Below are 22,895 nucleotides of genomic sequence, written 5' to 3' on the forward strand. Positions count from 1 at the left end.
CCGCATGACCGGTGACCTGGGCACGGCGGTGCGGTGGGCGCTGGTCGAGAGTGAGGACGGACGGGCACAGGTCTGCCCGCTGGGCGGTGACGGGAAGCCGGCGGGGCCCGTCCGCACCGAGAAGTCCTGCGTCTCGGCAGTGCGTTCCCGTCCCGGCGTCGCGCGGTGGGTGTGGCGGTCGAGTGCAGCGGTGCATCCGCGGCTGGCCGACGCGGACGTCCACGTGGAGCGGTGCTACGACGTGGAGACGGCGGAGGCGCTGCTGCTCGCGCACGAGGGGCGGCACGGTGCGCCCCGCTCGCTTGCCGCGGCGTGGGCCCGTCTGCACGGGCTGCCCGTACCGCCTGACCCTCCGGCAGCCTCACGGGGCGCGGAGGCGGCGCCGTCGCTGTTCGACGCGGGCCCCGCGCCACTGCCGGAGGGCGTCGAACCGATGACGGCGCTCCTGGAGGTGTACGCGGCGCAGCTGGAGCGCACCAGAGCCGCAGAACATCCTGAGCGGATGCGGCTGTTGCTGGCGGGTGAGTCGGCGGGGACGCTCGTCGCGGTGGAGATGGGGCGGGCGGGGGTGCCGTGGCGGGCGGACGTCCACCGCGAGCTGCTGGAGGAGCTGCTCGGCGAGCGGTACGGCGGCGGCGGCCTTCCGCGGCGGCTGGCCGAGCTGGAGGAGGAGGTGTCCGCGGCGTTCGGCCCGGGGATGCGGGTGCGTCCCGATCTGCCGGCGGACGTGCTGCGGGCGTTCGCGCAGGCGGGCGTGAAACTCTCCTCGACGAGGGCGTGGGAACTGCGCAGTGTCGATCATCCGGCGGTCGAGCCGCTGCTGGCGTACAAGAAGCTCTACCGGCTGTGGACCGCACACGGCTGGTCCTGGCTGCGCTCGTGGGTGCGGGAGGGCCGCTTCCGCGCCGAGTACGTGCCGGGCGGTGCGGCGTCGGGCCGCTGGACGACGAACGGCGGCGGAGCGCTGCAGATCCCGAAAGTGGTTCGGCGCGCTGTCGTCGCCGACCCGGGATGGCGGCTGGTCGTCGCCGACGCCGGGCAGATGGAGCCGCGGGTGCTCGCGGCGGTCTCGCGTGATCCCGGGCTGATGGCGGTCGCCGGCAGCGACGAGGACCTGTACACGGCGCTGTCGCAGCGGGCGTTCGGCGGGGACCGCTCGCAGGCCAAACTCGCCCTGCTCGGCGCGGTGTACGGACAGACGAGCGGCGACGGGTTGCGCAACATGGCGGCGCTGCGTCGGCGCTTCCCCCTCGCGGTCGCCTACGTGGACGAGGCGGCGAGGGCCGGTGAGGAGGGCAGGCTGGTGCGTACGCATCTGGGGCGCACCTGCCCGCCCGCCGGGTCCGCGGCCGCGGACGGGGACGGTGACGGGGAGGGGGAGCGCACCGGACCGGAGTCGGAGAGCATCTGGGAGGGCGGCGGCGAGACAGCGCCCCCGCCCCCTGCAGGGTCCGGTGCGGTTTCGGGCGCGGCACGCGCGCGGGGGCGCTTCACGAGGAACTTCGTGGTGCAGGGAAGTGCGGCCGACTGGGCGGTGCTGATGCTGGCGGCGCTGCGCCAGAACCTGGCAGGTTCACCGGCCGAGCTGGTCTTCTTCCAGCACGACGAGGTGATCGTGCACTGTCCCGCGGAACAGGCGGAGCAGGTCGCCGAGGCGGTCACCGAGGCGGGAGAGCGGGCGGGACGGGCGGCCTTCGGCGACACCCCCGTGCGGTTCGCCTTCAGCACTGACGTCGTGGAGTGTTACGCGGACGCCAAGTAGGCCCGGCACAACCCTTGATGACAGGCGAGACGACCGGCTGCGCCGCCGAACGGGCGGGCCCTTCCGGCTCACTCCTCCAGCGCGGAGCGCAGCCGGGCCGCGACTGCCGCTGCCTCGGCCTCGCTGCCGTAGCGGGTGCGGGGCCAGAAGAAGCCGCGCAGACCGTCCTTGCGATTGCGGGGGACGACGTGCGTGTGGAAGTGGGGCACGGACTGGCTGATCCGGTTGTTCGCCGCGACGAACGAACCGGCCGCTTCCATGCCGGCCTCCACGGCGGCGGTGATGCGCTGCACCCGCTCGAAGAACGGGCCCACGCCGCCGGCGGGCAGGTCGGTCAGCGTCTCGTGGTGCTCACGCGGTACGACGAGGGTGTGGCCGGGGAAGAGCGGCCGCACGTCGAGAAAGGCCACCACGAACTCGTCCTCGAGGACGCGGTGGCTCTCGCGACGGCGGGCGACGATGTCACAGAAGATGCAGTCCACGCCTCCAGTCAACAGCCTCCCGTCGGCCCGCGGGGAACGGACCGCCGGCCGCCGCCGGCGGCGGCAGTGGCGCATGGATCGGGACGCCTGCGGACCGCCGACCCGGCCCGAACGGTCGGGCCGGGGCGGGACCCGCGTTCACACGCCCGCGTCGCAGCAGCCCTCCCGGCGCAGTTGTCGGCTCACGAGGCGCCAGCCTGCGACCGGGTCCGCCGAATCGGGTCCGCTCGTGGTGAGGGCGTCGCGCTCGGGGAAGGCGTCGGTCAGTTCGGACGCCTCGAAGAGTTCACCGCCGCGCAGCACCGAGACCGTGCGTACGAGGTCGTCGAAGTCCGTGAAAGGGTCACCGTCGACGAGGGTGAGGTCGGCGAGCTTGCCCTCCTCGACCGTGCCGAGGTCGTCTTCGGCGCCGAAAACCCGCGCCGGCATCACTGTCGCGGTGCGCAGTGCCGCCGCCGGCGACAGGCCGCCCCGGTGCAGCGCCCGCAGCGCGAGATGCAGGTGGAGGCCGACCGGGACGAGCGGCTGGTCGGTACCCAGCGCGATGTACCCGCCGCCCTCGAGCACGCGGCGGTAGACCGCCGTCTCCCGTGCCAGTGTTGCCAGTTGGGCACCTGTGGGCGGTGTACCGGCGAGCTCCTCGACGGCTTGGGTGTCCCACGGCGGCATCAGCCGCGTCACCCTCGGGTCGTCCGCGAGGGACGGATCGGCGCCCAGCAGCGGCACGGCCGTGAACGGGGTCGCGACGAGGTGGAAGCGGGCGCCGCGCGCGGTGTAGATCTCCTCGACATCTTGGTACGCGCGGCCTGTGGCGGTGGTCGCGTGTCCGAACTCCAGGCGCTGTGTGGCCTGCAGATGGGTGGTCAGGTCACCGCCGAGCTGTACGCCGGGAGTGCACAGATGGCTGCCGCAGCGCACGCCCAGCCGCTCGTGCGCGAACCGCGCCGCCTCGGCCATGATCCAGCCGGGCGCCCGCACGTACGTCTTGACGAAGTCCCAGTCGAGGCCTTCGGCACGCTCCAGTGAACGGCGCAGCCCATCCCGGGTGCGGTGTGCCCGGCCCATGCTGTAGGCGACGCGCGCACCGTCGAGGAGTTCGCCGGTGGCAAGCAGCCGCGGTCCGGCGAGCGCGCCGGCGGCGACGGCCTCGCGGATGCGGGCCTGTTCGTAGGCGAAGCCGCCGAGGGAGACGGCGGTGGTGATGCCGTACGCGAGCTGTGCTGCGGTCTGCCGCGCGCCGTACGTGCTCTGCCAGGGGTGCGTGTGGGAGTCCCACAGGCCCGGCACCACGGTCATGCGTTCCGCATCGACGTGGCGGGCTGCCGCCCTTCTGCCGCGGTGCGGGTGCACCGCACGGATGCGGCCGTCGCGCACCACGATGTCGACGTCCTCGCGGACGCCTTCCCCGGTGCCGTCCCAGAGCCGGCCGGCCCGTACGACGGTGTCCCGGGCCCGCGGCGGGCGGTGGTGCAGCCGGACGGACACGGTGCGCGCGTCGCCGCTGCGCAGGTCGAGCCGGCGCAGCCTGCCCGCCGACAGGTACAGCAGCGTGCGCGAATCGGCCGACCAGGAGGGGTGGTCGGCGCTCTCGTCGGTGAGGCGGCGCGGCTCGCCCCGTGGGGTGCCGTCGGCGCGTACGGGCAGCAGCCACAGCGCCGATTCGCTGATGACGGCGAGGTGAGCGCCGTCCGGTGACCAGACGGGACCGCTGTCGTAGCGGTCGGACAGCGAGGTGTGCGGGGCGAGGGCGTACAGCCGGTCCTCCCCGCTGTCCGCGTCGACGACGCGTATGACGTTGTACCCCTCGCGGAAGCGCTGGTTGAGGCGGTTGCGGTCGCACAGGGCGAGGTACCGGCCGTCGGGTGACCAGCTGGGCCTGCCGGGCAGACCGGCGGCGCCGAGGGGTTCCGCGAGTACGCGTTCGCTCCCGCCGTCCAGGTCCCGCACGAGGAGGTTGCCCGTCATGTCCAGGCAGGCGAGACGGGAGGCGTCGGGAGAGAGCACCGGGAATACGCGGCCGCCGTCCGCGAGCACCGACTCCTTGCCGCTGCGCAGGTCGTGCCGGCGCACGGCGAGGAGCCCGTCGCGGTCGTCGGAGTAGACGAGGCCGTGCCCGTCGGGCGTCCAGGTGGGGGCGAGGGGGTAGCGGGTGCGGCTGCCCTTGACGACCTCGCGGGCTCGTCCGCCGCCCGGAACAGGTGCGATCCAGAGCGAGTTGAGGGCGGCGAAGGCGACGCGACGGCCGTCGGGCGAGAGCGCGGGAAGGTGCAGGGCGCGCACGGGTCCGCCGCCGTTGTCGAAACCGTAGTCCTTGACCCGGTATCGGGGGCGTTCGACGGGCAACGAGGCGGCGAGGGGGATGTGTTCGGCGTCCTCCGGGGCGGCGGTCCGTACGACGCTGAAGCGGCCGTCGACGGTGAGCAGCAGTTCCCCGGCGGAGACCCACCGGGGCGGAACGGGCAGCAACTCACCTTCCACGTCGAGGACTTCGCCGTCGATGAGCAGCGTGCAGGTGGCGGCGGGCGCGGGCGTGGTGCGCACCACCGCGAGCCTGCCGGCGGGTGAGACGGCGGGGGTCATCACGTCTGCGTCGGTGCTCTCGGTGTACTCCGTGCGCACCGCTCCCCCGCCGTCGGCCAGCACGGACGCGACGGTGCGGCTGCGCAGCACCGGCCCGTTCTCCCCCTGGGTGGGCGTGCCGCGCACGAACAGCACGCGCTCGCCGTCCGGCGACCACGCGGGGTCGAAGTCCTCCCATGCACCGTCCTGGTGGGGCCCGTCCTGGCCGGGCAGGCCCGTCAGCCGGGTGAGCCGGCCGTTGCGGACGTCGAGGACCCAGATGCGGTACGGGCTCCCGGTGACGGTGTCGCCGCCGCGTTCGGAGGAGAAGGCGATGCGGGTTCCGTCGGGGGACCAGGCCGGGCCGCGGTCGTCCCAGGGGCCGTCGGTGCGCTGCCGCAGTCCGGAGCCGTCGGGGCGCAGCGTCCACAGGTGGAACTGGCCGCCTTTGAAGGCGCAGACGGCCAGTTGTCTGCCGTCAGGTGAGAACTCGGGGCGGGTCGGTTCGAGTTCGGGATCCGTGAGCGGCACGGCGCGTCCGCCCTTGCGCGGCACGGACCACAGGATGTTCTGCACCTCCGCGACGAGCCGGTCGCCGCCGGGTGCGAGGGTGGCCGCGCCGTTCGTGGCGGCGGTGAAGGAGAGCGTGACGCGGGAGGCGGAGCCGGAGAGCGCGGCGGCCGGAGCTGCGGCGGCGGAGCCCGGTGACCCCACGACGGTGCCGGCGGCGGCGCCCGCGGCGGCCGTGGTGAGGAAGCGGCGGCGTGAGAGCCGCGCGGCCCGGGAGAGCGGGCTGCCCGGGTGTCCGTGCTCCGGCGCCGGCCCGGGGCCTTCCGGTTCGGCGGCGGGATGGTCGGCGGGTTCTGCGGAAGTCATCGGCCCTCCCGGGCACCGGTCCGGCGTGGGGTGCCGCGGGCGGAGTCGGTCGTGTGCGTTCCCGGACGCGGCAGATCACCGATGGTGTCCACGGCGGCAGCGCTGGTCAACACCGCGCACCCGCACGGCTGTTGGGCCTGGGGCTGTTACGCGGCGGCGGCGCGCCGCGTCACGGGAGGGGCTTGTCCTCCTCGCTCCGCGGCAGGTCCAGCAGGGCGCAGAGTTTCCGCGCGGCGGGGCTGGCCGCGTCCCCCGTCGGGCGCGCGAGCGAGACCTCCCACACCGGCTGCGGCCCTTCCGTCAGCGGCACGGCGCACACGCCCGCGGCCTGGGGTTTGCGTGCGAAGTGGCGTGGTACGACGGCCACTCCGAGGCCCTGCTCGACCAGTTCGATGAGGCTGTGCACGTCGTTGACCTCCAGGGCGACCTGCCGTTCCACGCCGGCCGCGGCGAAGGTGCGGTCGGTCAGCTGCCGCACGCCCCAGTCGGGCTGGAAGTCCACCAGCGCCTCCCCCTTGAGCTCCGCCCATCTGGCCGCCTCTCCTCCGGCGAGCGCGTGGCCGGGGTGGCAGAGCAGGACGAGCGGTTCCCCGGTCAGCGGCGTGAGGTGGACGCCCTGCGGGGGCGGGCCGCACAGGGCCACGAATGCGAGGTCCAGCCGGCCGGCGCCGACGTCCTCGGCCAGCCGGCGCGAACCGGCCTGCCGCAGCCGGATCTCCACCTGGGGGTGCTCAGCACGGAACCGGGCCAGCAGCCGCGGCACGTGCACACCCGCTATGCACTGCTCGGTGCCGACGGACAGGGTGCCCCGCAGGAGCCCCTGCGCCGCGGCGACGGCCTCCTTCGCGGCGCGGACGCTCGCCAGCGTGCGGGTCGCCTCGTCCAGCAGTGCCCTGCCGGGGCCGGTCAGTTCCACGCTGCGGGTGGTCCGCACGAACAACTTGGCGCCCAGTTCCCGCTCCAGCGCCCGCACGGACGCCGACAGGCCGGACTGGGAGACCACGAGCCGCTCGGCGGCGCGGGTGAAGTGCCGCTCCTCGGCGACGGTGACGAAGTACTCGAGATGCCGAAGTTCCATGATTGAGAAGGCTAGCTGCTGAATCTGTTCGCTTTCTTCTATTGGACGCGTAGCCCGTGGCGGGCGAGGCTGGAGCGGTCCACCAAAGCGCGGCCCGTCCCGTCCCGTCCCGCCCCATCCCTTCCGGTCCGGTCCGGTCCCCTCCGACAACGCCACGCATCACCCGAGGAGAGACTCCGTGTACGCAGCCGACGACGGCCGTTACGAGACGATGCCCTACCGCCGCAGCGGCCGCAGCGGCCTTCGCCTCCCGGCGATATCGCTGGGCCTGTGGCACAACTTCGGCACCGACCGGCCGCTGGAGCGCCAGCAGGCCATCGTCCGCCGTGCCTTCGACCTGGGCGTCACCCACTTCGACCTGGCGAACAACTACGGCCCGCCGCCCGGTGCGGCGGAAACCGCCTTCGGCCGCATCTTCCACCAGGACCTGCGCCCCTACCGGGACGAGATCCTCGTCTCCACAAAGGCGGGGCACCTCATGTGGCCCGGTCCGTACGGGGAATGGGGTTCCCGCAAGAGCCTGCTGGCCTCCCTCGACCAGAGCCTCGGCCGGATGGGCCTGGAGTACGTCGACATCTTCTACTCGCACCGGCCCGACCCGGACACGCCGCTGGAGGAGACGATGGGGGCACTGCACAGCGCGGTGCGCCAGGGCAAGGCCCTCTATGCCGGGATCTCCAACTACTCCCCGGAGCAGACGCGCGAAGCCGCCCGCATCCTGCGGGAGTTGGGCACGCCCCTGCTGATACACCAGCCGCGCTACTCGATGCTCGACCGGGGGCCGGAGCAGGGCCTGCTGGAGACCCTGACGGACATCGGAGCCGGCTGCATCGTCTTCTCGCCGCTTGCGCAGGGCCTGCTCTCCAGCCGCTACCTCGAGGGGGTGCCGGAGGGGTCGCGTGCGGCCGGGGCGAGCCCCTTCCTCAGCGGTGAGCAGATCACCGCTGAGACGGTCGCGATGCTGCGCGGCCTGAACGAACTGGCCCGTGAGCGCGGGCAGTCGCTGGCGCAGATGGCGCTGGCATGGGTGCTGCGCGACAGCGTCACGTCGGCCCTCGTGGGCGCGAGCAGCCCGGAACAGCTCGCGGACAGCGTCGCGGCGAGCGAGAGCCTCGGCTTCGGGGAAGACGAACTGGCCCGCATCGAGGAGCTGTTGGCGCAGGGCCCGTCGCTCTGACGGAACTCCGACGGAACCGGGCGGCGGAACGCGCCGCCCGCACCTCGGACGGGCTTGCCTCGCGGACGCGATCCCGCCCCGGCGGCAAGCCCGTCCGGCGACCGGTCAGTTGAAGGTGTCGGGGTCCGGCCCGACGCGCGCGCCGGTCTCGAGGGTCTCCACGGCGGCGAGGTCCTCGTCGTCCAGTTCGAAGCCGAAGACGTCGATGTTCTCCCGGATACGCGCCGGCGTCGCCGACTTGGGGATGACGACGTTCCCCAGCTGGATGTGCCAGCGCAGCACCACCTGCGCCGGGCTCCTGCCGTGCTTTTCCGCGATTCCGGTCACCACCGGGTCCTCGAGCACGCCGTTGCCCCGGCCCAGCGGCGACCAGGCCTCGGTGGCGATGCCGAGGCCGGCGTCGAAGTCGCGCAACTCCCGCTGCTGGAGGCGCGGATGGAGCTCGATCTGGTTGACGGCGGGGACGATGTCGCTCTCCTCCGTGAGCCGGCGCAGGTGAGCGGGCTGGAAGTTGGAGACGCCGATCGCCTTGGCCCGCCCCTCGGCATGAATCTTCTCCAGGGCCCGCCACGTCTCGACGTACAGATCGCGCGCCGGGAGCGGCCAGTGGATGAGGTAGAGGTCGACGTGGTCCAGGCCCAGCTTCTCCAGCGACGTGTCGAAGGCCTTCAGGGCGGCGTCGTGGCCCTGGTCGGTGTTCCACAGCTTGGTGGTCACGAAGAGCTCTTCGCGCGGGATTCCCGACTCGGCGAGGGCGCGGCCGGTGCCGGCCTCGTTCCGGTAGAGGGCGGCGGTGTCGATGCTGCGGTAGCCCGCTTCCAGCGCGGAGGCCACCACGCTGTGCGTCTCGTCCTCCGGAACCTGGTAGACGCCGAAGCCCAGCTGCGGCATGCGGATTCCGTTGTTCAGGGTGACTTCGGGGATCGTGCTCACGTGGCGTACCTCGGCTCCTCGGTTCCGTGTGTCAGCGGATGTCGCGGACCCTTGCCCGAACCACTCTACGGAATGCCCCGTTCCGCTCAGCTGTCGTGCAGGCCACCGTGCCGGGCTCAGCTACGGAGGTGGCCGAGTACGTCTTCGGCGACGGTTTCCAGCAGCTCCTCGTCCTCCTTCTGCGGCCGCATCGAAGCCGGTTCACCACGGTAGGTGTCGAAGAGGACGTGCGTGGCGCCCAGCTCGGCGAGCCCGTCCAGGTCGCTCCTGACCTGACTCAGGGTGCCCTGCCCGGCCAGGCGCGTCTCCTCCGGCAGCTGCGAGTCCGTCAGCCTCAGGGGCAGCCGCGGCGCGAACTGCGGTACGGGCCTGCCTTCCTCCTCGGCGATGCGGCGCAACGCGGGGAGCCCCGCGTCCCGGTAGAAGCGCATGCTCTGGTTGAGCGGATGCCATGCGTCCCCGTGGCGGACGGCGCGGCGCATGGCGGCCCTGGTGCCGCCTCCCACCCACACCGGCGGTATGCGCACCGGCAGCGGGCCCGTGGCGACGTCGTCGAAGGAGACGAACTCACCGTGGTGGGAGATCTTCTCGTGCCGCCAGGCCTTGGCGAGGACCTCCAGATACTCGTCGGTGATCGCTCCGCGCCGGCGGTAATCCACCCCGAGCGAGCGGTACTCGCTCTCGCTCCAGCTCACCCCGACACCGAGGATGAGGCGTCCGCCGCTGAACCTGTCGATGTTCGCAGCCGCGCGGGCGGTCAGCAGGGGATGCCGGAAGGGCAGCACGGTCACCGTGGTGCCCAGTTCGATGCGCTCGGTCTGCCCGGCGAGCCAGGCCAGAGTCGTGAACGGGTCGTAGAACGGAGCCTCGTACTGCTCGGCGACCTCGGGCGTGACCGCCACGTGGTCCGAGATCATCGCGAAGTGGAAGCCTCGTTCCTCGGCGTACCGGGCCCAGCGGAGCAGGGTGTCCGGGCCCGTGCCCGTGCCGAAGTTGAGGATGTTGACGCCGTATCGCACCGCACTCTTCCTTCCGCCGGGCCCTGCCTGCGCGGCGAACGCACCGCAGCGCGCCCGCAGTCGGCCTGGCAAACAGCCCGCGCACCGCTCCGCGCGCCCCCTCCATGCCCCGCATGGTGCGGGAGAGCGCGGAGCGGTGCACCCCCCGCCTGCCGAGGGTGAGCCGTCCGTCCAGGCGGCCCCCCAAGCAGCCGACCGGACATTCGACCGGTGCGGCCCGCCTGGCCGAACAGCTAGAGAACGACCGTTCTCGCCCGCGCAGAGTACAGTGCGCGAGGATGGTTCTTCAAGTGTCGAAGAGGCGGCCATGGATACCGAAGTCCCAACAAGCACAAGGGTGTTGGATGCTGCGGACGCCCTCTTCTACGCGCACGGCGTGCAGGCCGTCGGCATCGACCGCATACGCGACTCCTCCGGGGTCTCCCTCAAGCGCCTGTACCAGTGCTTCCCGTCCAAGGGCGCCATCGTGGAGGCCTATCTGCGACGCCGCGACAAGATCGCACGAGGCGCCATCGAGGAGCACATCGCCGGGTACGACACCCCCCGGGAGCAGCTTCTCGCCCTGTTCGAGTGGCTTCATGCCTGGTTCCAGCAACCCGGTTTCCGTGGCTGCGCGTTCAACAACGCCTTCGGTGAACTCGGCGGCGGCTCCGAGTCCGTCACCCGGGTCGTCAGGGAGCACAAGGCGGCCCTGCGCGCCATCTTCCGCCGCCTGGTCGACGGAACCGGAGTCCCCGACCCCGAGCGCGTGACAAGCCAGATCATCGTGCTGTTCGACGGAGCGATCACCGTGGGAACCGTCAGCGGATCGCCCGAGGCTGCGCTGGAGGCCCGTGACGCAGTGAGCGTCCTTCTCGACACCTGGATTCCCGCCTCCGGCAACTGACCGGCGGGCCGAGTCACAGGCCGGCCACAGCACGGGAGCGAGCCCCAGCCGTCCGCCGCGCACCGGCAGACGCCCGGCCCGTCCCCTCCCTCGGGCCCGGCTCGCCCCTGCCGACACGGCAACCGAACAGGACACAGGCGTCGGCGAGGCTGACCGCCGCACCCCGCGGCCGTATCGTCCCCGTATCCGCGAGCGGTGAGCGGCGGCCGCACACCCCCGGCTGCGGCAGCGGCCATGGTTCCGTCCCGGCGGGGCACGCTCACCGTCGGACGACAACGCGCAAGCGGGCGGCGCCGCAGGACCGCCCGGAAGGAGGGCCACGGTGGGCGACTACGAGGAGATCTTCCGTGCGAGCGTCGCGGACCGGGAGAGGTTCTGGCTGGATGCGGCCGGCGCGCTGGACTGGGACAGGGCGCCGTCGCGGGCGCTGGACGACTCAACGCCGCCCTTCTACCGCTGGTTCCCCGACGGGGAGTTGAACGTCTGCCACAACGCTCTCGACCGCCACTGCGAGGCCGGTCACGGAGGCCGGGCGGCGCTGATCCACGACTCGCCCGTCACGGGCACGAAGACCACCTACACCTACGAACGGCTCCGCGACGAGGTCGCCGTCTTCGCGGGCGTACTGCGGGATGCCGGCGTCTCCGCGGGCGACCGGGTCGTGATCTACATGCCGATGGTCCCCGAGGCCGCCATCGCGATGCTGGCCTGCGCACGTCTGGGCGCGGTGCACTCCGTCGTCTTCGGCGGGTTCGCCGCGAAGGAACTCGCGGTGCGGATCGACGACGCCTCCCCCACCGTCGTGGTCTCGGCGTCCTGCGGCATCGAGGGGTCCCGCGTCATCGAGTACAAGCCCCTGCTGGACCAGGCGATCGAGATGGCCTCGCACAGGCCGGCGCGCCAGGTGATCCTGCAACGCCCCCAGGCCGAGGCCGTGTTGGGCGCGACGGACGTGGACTGGGTGCAGGCCTGCGCGGCGGCCTCGCCGGCGGACCCGGTGACCGTACGCTCCACCGACCCGCTCTACGTCCTCTACACCTCCGGGACCACAGGCAGGCCCAAGGGCGTCGTGCGCGACAGCGGCGGATACGCCACGGCACTGGCCTGGAGCATGACCAACGTCTACGACGTGGGGCCGGGGCAGACACTGTTCACCGCCTCCGACGTCGGCTGGGTCGTCGGGCACTCCTACATCGTCTACGCGCCGCTGCTGGCGGGAGCGACGACGGTGCTCTACGAGGGCAAGCCGGTCGGCACCCCGGACGCGGGCCAGTTCTGGCGCGTGGCCTCCGAGTACGGCGTGCGCTCGATGTTCACCGCGCCGACGGCCTTCCGGGCGCTGAAGAAGGAGGACCCGGACGGCGAACTGGCCCGCCGGTACGACCTGTCGTGGCTGAAGTACCTGTTCCTTGCGGGTGAACGGCTCGACCCGGAGACCTACCGCTGGGCCTCGGAGCTGCTGGACATCCCCGTGATCGACCACTGGTGGCAGACGGAGACGGGCTGGCCGATCGTCGCCAACCCCGCAGGGATCGAACTGCTGCCGGTCAAACCGGGATCGCCGACGAAGCCGCTGCCCGGATGGGACATCCAGGTGCTCGACGGGGAGGGCAAGCAGGTTCCGCCGGGCACCAACGGTGCCATCGTCGCGAAGCTGCCCATGCCGCCGGGCGCGCTGCCGACGCTGTGGAACGACGACGAACGGTTCGTGCAGTCCTACATGTCGGCCTTCGACGGGTACTACCTCACGGGCGACGGCGGATACCTCGACGAGGACGGCTATCTGTTCGTGATGGGACGCACGGACGACGTCATCAACGTTGCCGGCCACCGCCTGTCCGCCGGCGGCATGGAAGAGGCACTCGCCGGCCATCCGGACGTCGCGGAGTGCGCCGTCATCGGAGTCGCCGACGAGATGAAGGGGCAGGTGCCGCGCGGTTTCGTGGTGCTCAAGTCCGGTGTCGACGCCACCGGCGAGGGCTACGAGGAACAACTCCGCCACGAGCTGGTGCAGTTGGTGCGGGACCAGGTCGGGGCCGTGGCCTCGCTCAAGGACGTCGCCGTGGTGCCCGCCCTGCCGAAGACCAGGTCTGGGAAGATCCTGCGCAAGTCCATGCGGAGCATCGCCGACGGGACCGACGAGCCCGTGCCCAGCACGATCGACGACCCGGATGTGCTCGAAGCGCTGCGGCCGACGCTGCGCAAGCAGTGACCTGACGGCTCCCGGCCCCCGGAGTGGGATCCGGAGGCCGGGAACCGCATTGCCGGATTCCCGGACACGCCTTCGCGCATGCCGCCGACGGGCCCTTGCGTGGACCGTCCGCATGTGGCACTCGGGCCGTGTTCCCCGACGCGGACGAAGGCCTCCCTCAGGCGCCGCCGAGGTCGAGCGTCGCCACGACCGGGAAGTGGTCGCTGGGGTACCGGCCCTCGTGGGTGAAGGTGCTGATCCGGGCGGAGGCCGTGCGGACACCGGGTGTGGTGAGGATCCAGTCGATGCGCGATCCGCTCGCCGACATGCCCGAGTAGTCGTGCCACGTGTGGTGGTCCTCGCCGCGCCGCCCGGACGGCGCGGCGGTGAAGGAGTCGGTCAACCCGCCGTCCTTCACGAGGACTTCATGGACACCCCCGTCGCCAAGCACGGGAGGAACGTTGAAGTCGCCCGTCACGACGCACGGCAGGCCGGGCTCGAACGGCGGCAGCGGGGCCGCCGGGCCGCGCATCTGCTGGAGCAGCAGCCGGGCACCCGCGAGCCGGGCCTCCTCGCTCACGTTGTCCAGGTGAGTGTTGAGGGCGTAGAACTCCCCGCCGCCCTCCCGGTCGCGGAACCGCACCCAGGTGACCATGCGCGGCGAGCCGGCACCGGGCCACTTGTGCCCGACCGCGTACGGGTCCGGGGCGATCCAGAAGTGCTCGTACTCCACGGGGTACAAGCGGCCGGCGTCGTAGAAGACCGCCATGAACTCGCCCCGGCTGCCGCCCTCCCGGCCCAGGCCGATCCAGTCGTAGCTCCTGCCGGAATGCTGCAAGTCCTCGTGGATGTCCCGCAGTTGACGGTGCAGTCCCTCCTGGGTGCCGACGAGGTGGGGTGCCTCCTCCCGCAACAGCGCCGCCACCGCGGGGCGGCGCAGCTGCCAGGAATGCGGGGCGGCCGGGTCGTAGTCGGCGAAGCGCAGGTTGAACGTCATCACGCGAAGCTCCATGCGACATGCGTACCACCGCCTCCCACCGGGCCTGTATCCGGCAGGCGCCCGGCCCCGCCGCACTCCTGACCGGCGGCGTTCAGTGCACGGGCGCGTCGGCCGGGGAGCCGTCCTGCGCGGGCTCCGGCGCGGAACCGGACGGCGGCCCGGACCGGGTGGTGTGAGCCGGACCGGCCCGGCCGGGTGCCGCCGCGGCGACGCGGGCGTCCCGCCGCACCAGGGCCGCGTACCGCCCGTCGGCGGCGAGCAGTTCGGCGTGAGTGCCGCGCTCGGCGATGCGTCCCGCCTCTAGCACGACGATCTGGTCGGCGTCCCTGACGGTGGAGAGCCGGTGGGCGATGGTGAGGGTGGTGCGGCCCGCGGAAAGGGCGTCGACGGCCTGCTGCACGGCGCGCTCGGTGCGGGTGTCCAGTGCGCTCGTCGCCTCGTCCAGGATGAGCACGGGCGGGTCGCGCAGGATCGTGCGGGCCAGTGCGAGGCGCTGTTTCTCACCGCCGGAGAAGCGGTGGCCCCGCTCGCCGACGAGGGTGTCGTAGCCGTCGGGCAGCGCCTCGATGTGGTCGTGGATCTGGGCGGCCCGGGCAGCGGCGTGCAGCTCCTCCGGGGTCGCATCCGGCTTGGCGAAGCGCAGGTTGTCGGCGACGGAGGCGTGGAAGAGGTAGGTCTCCTGGGAGACGACGCCGACAGCCCGGGCGAGGGTGTCGAAATCGAGGTCGCGTACGTCGACGCCGTCGAGCGTGACGCGGCCACCTGTGACGTCGTACAGGCGCGGCACGAGATGGCCGAGCGTGGTCTTGCCCGAACCGGTGACGCCGACGAGGGCGACGGAGGTGCCCTCGGGCACGGCGAGGTCGATGCCGTGCAGGGTGGCGGGAGCGCCCTTCCCTCCGTACGCGAAGTCGACCTCCTCGAAACGGACTTCGCCCCGCACGCGCTCCAGCCTGACGGGCGAGGCGGGCTCCTCGATGTCGACGTGCAGATCGAGGTATTCGAAGATGCGCTGGAAGAGAGCGAGCGAGGTCTGCATCTCGACGCCCGTCGACAGCAGGGAGACGGTCGGGCGCAGCAGCCCCTGCTGGAGGGTGACGAAGGCGACGAGTGTGCCGATGGACAGGCCGGGCCCGCCGAAGTGGACGAGCAGCCCGGCCGTCCAGTACAGCAGCGCCGGGATGGCTCCCATGACGATGCCGATGACCGACATCCGCCAGCGGCCCGCCATGTGGGAGCGGACCTCCAGTCCGAGCAGCCGCTCCGACTCGCCGGCGAAGTGACGGGTGAGGGAGTCCGCGCGGCCCATCGTCCGCCCGAGCAGAATGCCGCTGACGGACAGCGACTCCGTGACGAGGGCGGACATCGCGGCCATCTGTGCCTGCCGCTGCGTGGTGATGCGCTTGCGCTCCCGGCCGACGCGGCGGCTGATCCACACGAAGAACGGCAGGAGCACCAGTGAGGCGGCCGTCAGCCGCCAGTCCAGGGCGAGCATGGCGGCGACGGTGGCGACGACGCCGGTGAGGTTGGAGACGAGGGAGGTCGCGGTGGAGGTGACGGTCGCCTGCATGCCGCCGATGTCGTTGGCGATGCGGGACTGCACCTCGCCGGTGCGGGTGCGGGTGAAGAACGCCAGCGGCATCCGCTGGAGCTTGGCGTAGACGTCGGTGCGCAGGTCGTGCATGACGCGCTGCCCGACGGTGGTCGACAGATACGTCTGCAGCACGTTGAAGACGCTGCCGACGACCGCGATGAGGATCAGTCCGAGCGCGAGCAGGCTGAGCAGTCCGGTGCGCCGGCCGGGGATGGCGACGTCGAGGATCTCCCGGAGCAGGAACGGGGAGGCCACGGAGACCAGCGAGGAGGCCCCGACCAGTAGTCCGACGACGGCCAGCCGCCCCCTGTAGGGGCGGAAGAGGCGCAGGATGCGCCTCAGTTGCCGGGGCTGCTGCCCGGCGGCGTCGCCGTCCTTCTGCGGTGGGGTCCACCCGGTGGTGTCGTGGTGCAACGGGCTCCTCGGAGTTCGCGTTTCGGGGCTGCGGCCGATGCGGACGGCCGGATTCGGGGCCGCCGACCGGAGTTCCCGGTCCCCGTCGGGTGTTTCCGTCCGCGGCTTCCAGGACGAGGCCGGAGGCCGGATCTGCAACGGTCATTCGAGACTACGCGCCCTCAGCGGAGCCGCCGAACGCGGAATCCGGCCGGAACAGGCCCCGGTGTCTGCCCCTAGCATGGGCCGCACACCCGTCCGTGCGCCCTCCCAGGAGAGATCATGCCGCTGCTCGACCCAGGACACGGCGCCCTGCGGCCCCGTACGGGCGCAGGCCACGTGCCCGCACACGACCGGGTCCCGGAGGGTCTTGCGGGCGGCACGCCGCAGCCGCTCCGTGACGACCTGGTCCGGCTGCTGGGCGCGCAGAAGGTGCTGTGGAAGGTCTCCGACCTGGTGCGGTACGCCTCGGACGCCAGCCCGTACCGCTTCGTGCCGCAGGTCGTCGTGGTCGCCGAGGACACCGAGGACGTCTCGGCCGTGCTCTCCTACGCCCGGGAGAACGGACGTCAGGTGGTCTTCCGCGCCGCCGGCACGTCCCTGAACGGGCAGGCGCAGGGCGAGGACATCCTGGTCGACGTGCGCCGTCACTGGGTGGGGGTCGAGGTCCTCGACGAGGACGGTGCCCGTGCCCGCATCGGCCCCGGCACGACCGTGGTGCGGGCCAACGCCTCGCTGATGCCCTACGGCCGGCGGCTGGGCCCGGACCCGGCGAGTGCGATCGCCTGCACCGTCGGCGGCGTCGTCGCCAACAACGCCTCGGGCATGACCGCCGGCACGGACGGCAACTCCTACCGCACCCTCGCCTCGCTCACCTTCGTCCTGCCATCCGGCACGGTCGTCGACACCGCCGCGCCGGACGCCGACGAAGCCCTCGCGCTGGCCGAGCCCGCCCTGTGTGAGGGCCTCATGGCGCTCAAGGCCGACATCGAGGCCGACGCGGAGCTCACCTCCCGCATCCGCGCCAAGTACGAGCTGAAGAACACCAACGGCTACCGTCTCGACGCCTTCCTCGACGGCGAGACACCCGTGAGCATCCTGCGCGGTCTCGCGGTGGGCTCCGAGGGCACGCTCGGTTTCATCTCCGAGGTCGTCTTCGACACGCTGCCGCTGAACCGGCACACCTCGACGGGTCTGCTGTTCTTCCCCTCGCTGGCCGCGGCCGCCGCCGCGGTGCCCCGCTTCAACGAGGCGGGTGCCATGGCCGTGGAGCTGATGGACGGCAACACCCTGCGCGCTTCGGTCAGCGTGGCGGGCGTGCCGGCCGACTGGGCCGGCCTGCCGAAGGGGACGGCCGCGCTGCTCGTTGAGTTCCGGGAACCGGACGAGGCGGCGCAGCGGGAGCGCGAGCGTGAGGCGTCCGCGGTGATGGCGGACCTCGAACTGGTCGCGCCCGTACCGTCGGTGACCAACACCTTCACCCGTGACGCGAAGACCATCGGCTTCTACTGGAAGGCGCGCAAGGCCTTCGTCTCGGCGGTCGGCGGTTCCCGACCGTCCGGCACGACGCTGATCACTGAGGACTTCGCCGTGCCGCCCTCGCGCCTCGCCGAGGCGTGCGAGGCGCTGCTGGCCCTGCAGGAGCGGCACGGCTTCGACGCCGCCGTCGCCGGGCACGCCGCTCACGGCAACCTGCACTTCCTGCTCGCGTTCGACGCCGCCGACGAGGACGACGTGGCGCGCTACGCGGCGTTCATGGACGAGTTCTGCCGGCTGACGGTCGAGCGCTTCGACGGCTCGCTCAAGGCCGAGCACGCCACCGGGCGCAACATCGCGCCCTTCCTCCAACTGGAGTGGGGCGAGCGGGCCACCGAGCTGATGTGGCGCATCAAGCGGACCGTCGACCCGGCGGGCGTGCTCGCGCCGCGAGTGCTGCTGGACCGCGACCCGAAGGCTCATCTTCGGGGGCTGAAGTCGATCCCGAAGGTCGAGGCCGTGGGCGACCCGTGCATCGAGTGCGGCTTCTGCGAACCGGCCTGCCCCAGCGGGGATTTGACGACGACGCCCCGTCAACGCATCGTGCTGCGCCGGGAGATGCTGCGCCAGCCAGCAGGGTCCGCCGTGAACGAGAGCCTTCTGGAGAGCTACGGCTACGACGCGGTCGACACCTGCGCGGGGGATTCGACGTGTGCCCTCGCCTGTCCGGTCGGCATCGACACCGGCGCGATGATGAAGGACTTCCGGCGCCTGCGGCACTCGCCACGCGCGGAGCGCAACGCGGAGCGGGCCGCCCGGCGCTTCCGAGTCGTGGAGAGGTCGGCCCGGCTGGCGGTGGCCGCGGCGGACACGCTGCGCCGCAGGGTGCTGCCGCGTCGGGGCGACCGGCTCCTCGCATCGCTGACGGGTGCCGCCCGCAAGGCCGGAGGCCCCGACCTCGTCCCCGAGTGGCTGCCGCAGATCCCCTCGGCGGCGGCCAGGCGGCTGCCCGCCACGGACCGCAACGGCGCCGCGGCCGTCTACTACCCGGCGTGCGTCAACCGCATCTTCGGCGAACCGGACGGGTACGAAGGCCCGTCGCTTCCGCAGTCCGTGGTGATCGTCTCCGCGCGGGCCGGGCGGCCCGTATGGATTCCCGAGGACGTGGTGGGCACCTGCTGCGCGACGATCTGGCACTCCAAGGGCTACGCGGCGGGGAACGCGCTGATGGCGAACCGGATCGTGGAGGCCGCCTGGCGCTGGACGGGCGGCGGTCAGCTCCCGCTGGTGGTCGACGCCTCGTCCTGCACGCTGGGCATCGGGGAGGAGGTCGTGCCCTATCTGAGCCCCGCCAACCGCAAGCTGCACGAGCGTCTGACGGTGATCGACTCCGTGGCGTGGGCGGCGCAGGAGCTGCTGCCGCGGCTCACCGTGGAGCGGCGGCAGGGGTCCGCGGTGCTCCATCCGGCCTGTTCCACGCAACACCTCGGCGGGACCGAGCAGTTGCGCACGGTCGCGGAGGCGTGCGCCGAGGAGGTCGTCGTCCCCGTGGACGCGCGCTGCTGCGGTTTCGCGGGCGACCGGGGCATGCTGCACAAGGAACTCACCGCTTCCGCGACGGCGCGCGAGGCAGCCGAGGTGACGGCCCGGGACTTCGACGCGCACCTGTCGTCGAACCGGATGTGCGAGGTGGGCATGGACCATGCGACGGGCGGCCGCGGCTACCGTTCGGTGCTGCTGGAGCTGGAGCGGGCCACCCGGCCCGACTGAACTCCAGGACCGCGCCCGGCGGGGGCCCGGGAGCGGCCCTGGAAGGTCAGATCAGCGTGCGGCCCATCGGGGCGATCGGCAGTGTGCGCGCTAGGTGTATTGACCTGATGCGTTGTTCACACGGCTGATCGGTGGCTTGCCTTCGAGTGCGGTGTGGCAGCGATGGTGGTTGTAGCTGTGGAGGAAGTCTGTCAGCGCTGTGGCGCGTTGGTCGTTGGTGGCGTAGGGCCGCAGGTAGGCCCATTCATCGAGCAAGGTGCGGTTGAAGCGCTCCACTTTCCCGTTGGTCTGCGGCCGGTAGATGCGGGTGCGCTTGCCGACCGCGCCGAGATCGGTCAGGGCTTGCTTCCACAGGTCGCTCTTGCGGTAGGACCAGGCGTTGTCGGTCAGCACCCGTTCGATGCGGTCGATGCCCAGCGTGGCGAAGTGGGCTGCCGCCCTGCGCAGGAAGGCAGCGCACGTGGTGGCCTTCTCATCGGGATGGATCTCGCTGTAGGCGAGGCGGGTGTGGTCATCGACGGCGGAGTGAATGTAGTCGTAGCCGGTGCGGCGACGGCTTTGCGGCCGGGCCGCCCGGGCCGCCTCCCGGCCGTGGATGCGCCAGCCACCGCCGTCGGGGATGCGCCCGAGCTTCTTCACATCGACGTGGACAAGTTCGCCGGGCCGGCTGCGTTCGTAGCGGCGGATGAGCCGGCCGGTGGGCCGGTCCAGCCAGGACAGACGGTGCAGGCCATGGCGGGTCAGGACCCGGTGGACGGTGGAGGGCGGCATACCCAGGATCGGGCCGATGCGAGCAGGCCCGAGTTTGCGCTCGGCCCGCAAGGCGCAGATGCGGGCCTCAACGCCCGGCGGTGTGCGGTTCGGCAGGTGGTGCGGGCGGCTGGAGCGGTCGGCCAGGCCGGTATCGCCCTCTGCAGCGAACCGGCGTATCCACTTGTGCGCGGTGGTGCGCGAGACGCCCATCTGGGCAGCCACATGCGCTACCGGAAACCCCGAGCGGACACGTTCGACCAGCAACCGCCTGCCGTGCACGGTCAGCCGGGCATTACGGTGGGACACGAAGACCTCCGTTGTGCGGTGAAGCCTAGACACCTCCACCACACCGGAGGTCTTCGCCATGATCAAGACCTGCGGGCGTCAACAACGCTCATGATCAATACAGCTAGGACTTGGCGCCTGCGTGCAGTGCCAGCACGCCCTTCGCCGGGACGGAGGTCTCCGCCTTCCCGTCGTCGCCGACGGTGACGGTGTTTCCGCCGCAGTCGTCAGGTGAGGCCTTCGCGACGTTGCAGTAGGTGCCGGCAGGCAGCGGTGTCTGGAACGTCCGCTTGAGTTCCGCGTCGCCCGCGTTGAGGGCGACGAAGCCCTTTCCGGCACGTCCGAAGGACAGGGCGGCGCCCTCCGACCACCAGTCGGTCAGTTCCGCTTCGCCGACGGCGTTGCGGAAGCCGACCATGCCGGTGATCTCCCGCTGCGCGTGCATGTCCGTCCAGCCTCCGTCGCCGCTGGGCGGGCCCGCGTCCTTCTCGGACCACTCGTAGCCGGAGAAGACGTTCGGCGCGCCGTAGGGGTGGGCCAGCATGAAGGCGTTGGCGAGTTTGTGGAGGTCGCCGTCCTTGTAGGTGAGCGTCGAACCGTTGCGCTCGGTGTCCCAGTTGTCGACGAACGTACGGGCCTTGTCGGCGGTCAGCTTGCCCTCGGCGATGTTCTTCAGGCCGCCGACGTCGCCGCCCTGGAAGGCGCTCTTGAGGTGCGTGCCGTAGCGGAACTCGTCCACGTCGCCCAGGCCGGTGTACTCCTCGGGCTGAACGGCCTCTCCGTCCCCGTGGATCACCTCGGAGACCCAGAAGCCGGGATCGGACATCTTGCCCTTGATGGCCTCGACGTCCTCCGCGGACATGTGCTTCGCGGCGTCGATGCGGAACCCGTCGACGCCCATGTCCCTCAGCCCGTCGAGGTAACCGGCGATCGTGGAGCGCACTTTGTCGCTGCCGGTGTCGAGGTCGGACAGGCTGACGAGTTCGCAGGTCTGCACGTCCTCCCGGTTCTTGTAGTCGGAGATGTCCTTGCGGCAGCCGTGGAAGTCGGAGTCGCCGTAGGTGCCGGGGTAGTCGTACTTGCTGTACTGCGTGCCGCCGGTGCCGGTGCCCGAGCCGGCGGCCATGTGGTTGATGACCGCGTCGGCGATCACCTTCACTCCCGCCTCGTGGCATGCCGCCACCATGCCCTTGAACGCGTCGGCGTCACCGAGCCGCCCGGCGATCTTGTAGCTGACGGGCTGGTACGACGTCCACCACTGGTCGCCCTTGATGTGTTCACTCGCGGGCGAGACCTCGACATAGCCGTAGCCGGCCGGACCGAGGATTTCCTTGCACTCCTTGCCCACGTCGGCGAACGGCTTCTCGAACAGCGTTGCCGTGACGGTCTTTTCACCGGGTGGTGCAGCCTGGGACGGCCACGCGTTGAGCGCCGTGACACCGCCCGCTGCCAGGACCGCGGCCGTGCTCGCGCAGATCAGACGCTTTCTCATCGTGTGCGGCTCCTTCGTCGTCGGACACACAGGTGCCGAGGAAGGCAGCCACGCGCCAGGCCGCCGTGGGGGGTTCGGGAGGGAGCCTGCCGTCGCCCGCGTGAGCACGTCAAGATGTGGAGCAAGTCTTTCCAGTCACTTTCTGAAAATTCTTGCTTCCAGTAGGTGGCAACTCCACTGCGCCGCGAGGCCAGTTGGGACAGGCACTGGACAGGAGCACAGGAAGTAAGCGCTCGCGTGCAGCACTTGGACGTTGCGGAAGCCAAGTGCCGCACGTGCAAGCCGGCTCAGCGGGCGAGAGCGGCTCTGTCTCCCATGACCACCGCCGGGTGCTCGTCCGGGTCAAGCGTCCGCAGCAGATACTCCATGCCGACGCGGGAGATGCTCACGCAGCCGGACGTGCCGCTGCCGTGGTCCAGGTGCAGCCAGATGCTGCCGCCCTTGGCCTTCCCCTCGGGCCGCACCGGGTCGAGCGGGGACGTTCCCTTGTTGCGGTTGTAGTCGACGGCGATGACGTGATCGAAGTCGTGCCGGGTCTTCTTCGGCCAGTACGGCGGCGGGGTGAAGGCGGCGCTCGCCGTGTAGGGCAGCTTCGCGCCCGGCGCGGGACGCACACCGCCGGCGTCAGTGAGGGTGAAGACGCCGACCGGGCTGCGCTTGTCCCCCTCACGGTGGTTCCGGGTCCAGCCCTTGCGTCCGTTGTGGCCCCGCCAGCTGCGCTCGACGGTCCAATTCTCACCCTTCTTGGTGAACAGCCGCACCGTCGCCGAGGGCGAGTCCTTGCCTTTGCCGTAAACGGCCACCACCTGGCGGGACTTGCCGGGAAGCCGCTCGTGCAGCGCATCGCTCACACCGGGGATACGGGTGGGGTCGGCCTTACGCGCGGCGTCGCCGCCGCGCTTCCCGCTGCTCGCTTCCTTCGCGGCGCCCGCGTCACCGCCGCACGCCCCCAACGTCACCGTGAGAGCTGCCGCCACGGCACCCGTGAGGGCCGTCCTCGCCGTCCGAACCGCCGCCTTCCGGCTCTCGGCTGCCCGAGCGTTCCGCACCCGCTCCACCCCGGTCCTGCGCATGCCCACCATGGTCGCACTCCCCCGCACCACGCGGCGGGCCCGGCATCCACGAACCTTTCGGAACCGGTCACTTCCGCAGGTCCGGGAGTGCGGCGG

At 71.7% G+C, this 22,895-nt stretch carries 15 protein-coding genes; 5 read left to right on the forward strand and 10 right to left on the reverse strand.

The window, feature by feature from the left end; translation table 11 throughout:
• Positions 1 to 4 precede the first annotated feature (4 nt).
• Complete coding sequence (locus tag EV375_RS24430) at positions 5 to 1,762, forward strand: bifunctional 3'-5' exonuclease/DNA polymerase (RefSeq protein WP_130302124.1); 1,758 nt, start codon at positions 5 to 7, stop codon at positions 1,760 to 1,762.
• Between the two features lie 68 nt (positions 1,763 to 1,830).
• On the opposite strand, the gene EV375_RS24435 is transcribed toward EV375_RS24430, so the two are convergent.
• The 3 genes from EV375_RS24435 to EV375_RS24445 form a co-directional block, all read right to left on the reverse strand.
• On the reverse strand, positions 1,831 to 2,244 hold the full coding sequence (locus tag EV375_RS24435) for an HIT family protein (protein ID WP_486588785.1): 414 nt from the start codon (positions 2,242 to 2,244) through the stop codon (positions 1,831 to 1,833).
• A 138-nt stretch (positions 2,245 to 2,382) separates the two neighbouring features.
• Positions 2,383 to 5,679: an amidohydrolase family protein gene (locus EV375_RS24440; RefSeq protein WP_130302126.1), complete on the reverse strand. Its 3,297-nt coding sequence runs from the start codon at positions 5,677 to 5,679 to the stop codon at positions 2,383 to 2,385.
• A gap of 169 nt (positions 5,680 to 5,848) precedes the next feature.
• A complete protein-coding gene (locus tag EV375_RS24445; RefSeq protein ID WP_130302127.1) occupies positions 5,849 to 6,757 on the reverse strand; it encodes a LysR family transcriptional regulator in 909 nt (302 codons plus the stop codon).
• 178 nt (positions 6,758 to 6,935) lie between these two features.
• Here EV375_RS24445 and EV375_RS24450 point away from each other — a divergent pair, with 178 nt between their 5' ends.
• Positions 6,936 to 7,934, forward strand: a complete 999-nt coding sequence (locus EV375_RS24450) for an aldo-keto reductase family protein (RefSeq protein WP_486588786.1) — start codon at positions 6,936 to 6,938, stop codon at positions 7,932 to 7,934.
• Between the two features lie 105 nt (positions 7,935 to 8,039).
• Here EV375_RS24450 and EV375_RS24455 read toward each other — a convergent pair whose 3' ends face one another.
• Together EV375_RS24455 and EV375_RS24460 are read right to left on the reverse strand one after the other, a co-directional pair.
• Positions 8,040 to 8,825, reverse strand: a complete 786-nt coding sequence (locus EV375_RS24455) for an aldo/keto reductase (protein ID WP_165434866.1) — start codon at positions 8,823 to 8,825, stop codon at positions 8,040 to 8,042.
• Positions 8,826 to 8,983: 158 nt separating this feature from the next.
• The gene (locus tag EV375_RS24460) at positions 8,984 to 9,886 is read right to left on the reverse strand and encodes an LLM class F420-dependent oxidoreductase (RefSeq protein ID WP_130302129.1); all 903 of its coding nucleotides are present in this window, start codon (positions 9,884 to 9,886) and stop codon (positions 8,984 to 8,986) included.
• A 307-nt stretch (positions 9,887 to 10,193) separates the two neighbouring features.
• Here EV375_RS24460 and EV375_RS24465 point away from each other — a divergent pair, with 307 nt between their 5' ends.
• Together EV375_RS24465 and EV375_RS24470 are read left to right on the forward strand one after the other, a co-directional pair.
• Entirely contained in the window at positions 10,194 to 10,772 is a 579-nt protein-coding gene (locus EV375_RS24465; protein WP_130302130.1) for a TetR/AcrR family transcriptional regulator, read from the forward strand.
• Positions 10,773 to 11,094: 322 nt separating this feature from the next.
• On the forward strand, positions 11,095 to 12,984 hold the full coding sequence (locus EV375_RS24470; protein ID WP_130302131.1) for a propionyl-CoA synthetase: 1,890 nt from the start codon (positions 11,095 to 11,097) through the stop codon (positions 12,982 to 12,984).
• Positions 12,985 to 13,141: 157 nt separating this feature from the next.
• Here the strand turns inward: EV375_RS24470 and EV375_RS24475 are convergent, their stop codons facing one another.
• Both EV375_RS24475 and EV375_RS24480 read right to left on the reverse strand, forming a co-directional pair.
• Positions 13,142 to 13,975 carry an endonuclease/exonuclease/phosphatase family protein gene (locus EV375_RS24475; RefSeq protein WP_130302132.1) on the reverse strand — a complete coding sequence of 278 codons (834 nt, stop codon included), beginning with the start codon at positions 13,973 to 13,975 and terminating at the stop codon, positions 13,142 to 13,144.
• 79 nt (positions 13,976 to 14,054) lie between these two features.
• Entirely contained in the window at positions 14,055 to 15,971 is a 1,917-nt protein-coding gene (locus tag EV375_RS24480; RefSeq protein ID WP_130302133.1) for an ABC transporter ATP-binding protein, read from the reverse strand.
• Positions 15,972 to 16,232: 261 nt separating this feature from the next.
• On the opposite strand from EV375_RS24480, the gene EV375_RS24485 reads away from it, so the two are divergent.
• Positions 16,233 to 19,196 (forward strand): FAD-binding and (Fe-S)-binding domain-containing protein, encoded by a 2,964-nt coding sequence (locus tag EV375_RS24485; RefSeq protein ID WP_130302134.1) that lies wholly within the window; start codon positions 16,233 to 16,235, stop codon positions 19,194 to 19,196.
• A gap of 90 nt (positions 19,197 to 19,286) precedes the next feature.
• Here the strand turns inward: EV375_RS24485 and EV375_RS24490 are convergent, their stop codons facing one another.
• From EV375_RS24490 to EV375_RS24505, 3 genes are all read right to left on the reverse strand, one after another.
• Positions 19,287 to 20,255: an IS481 family transposase gene (locus tag EV375_RS24490; RefSeq protein ID WP_130301119.1), complete on the reverse strand. Its 969-nt coding sequence runs from the start codon at positions 20,253 to 20,255 to the stop codon at positions 19,287 to 19,289.
• Between the two features lie 103 nt (positions 20,256 to 20,358).
• Complete coding sequence (locus EV375_RS24500; protein ID WP_130302135.1) at positions 20,359 to 21,726, reverse strand: alpha-amylase; 1,368 nt, start codon at positions 21,724 to 21,726, stop codon at positions 20,359 to 20,361.
• Between the two features lie 287 nt (positions 21,727 to 22,013).
• The gene (locus EV375_RS24505) at positions 22,014 to 22,799 is read right to left on the reverse strand and encodes a L,D-transpeptidase family protein (RefSeq protein ID WP_486588787.1); all 786 of its coding nucleotides are present in this window, start codon (positions 22,797 to 22,799) and stop codon (positions 22,014 to 22,016) included.
• Between the last annotated feature and the right edge of the window lie 96 nt (positions 22,800 to 22,895).

This window comes from Streptomyces sp. CNZ301 (assembly GCF_004217425.1).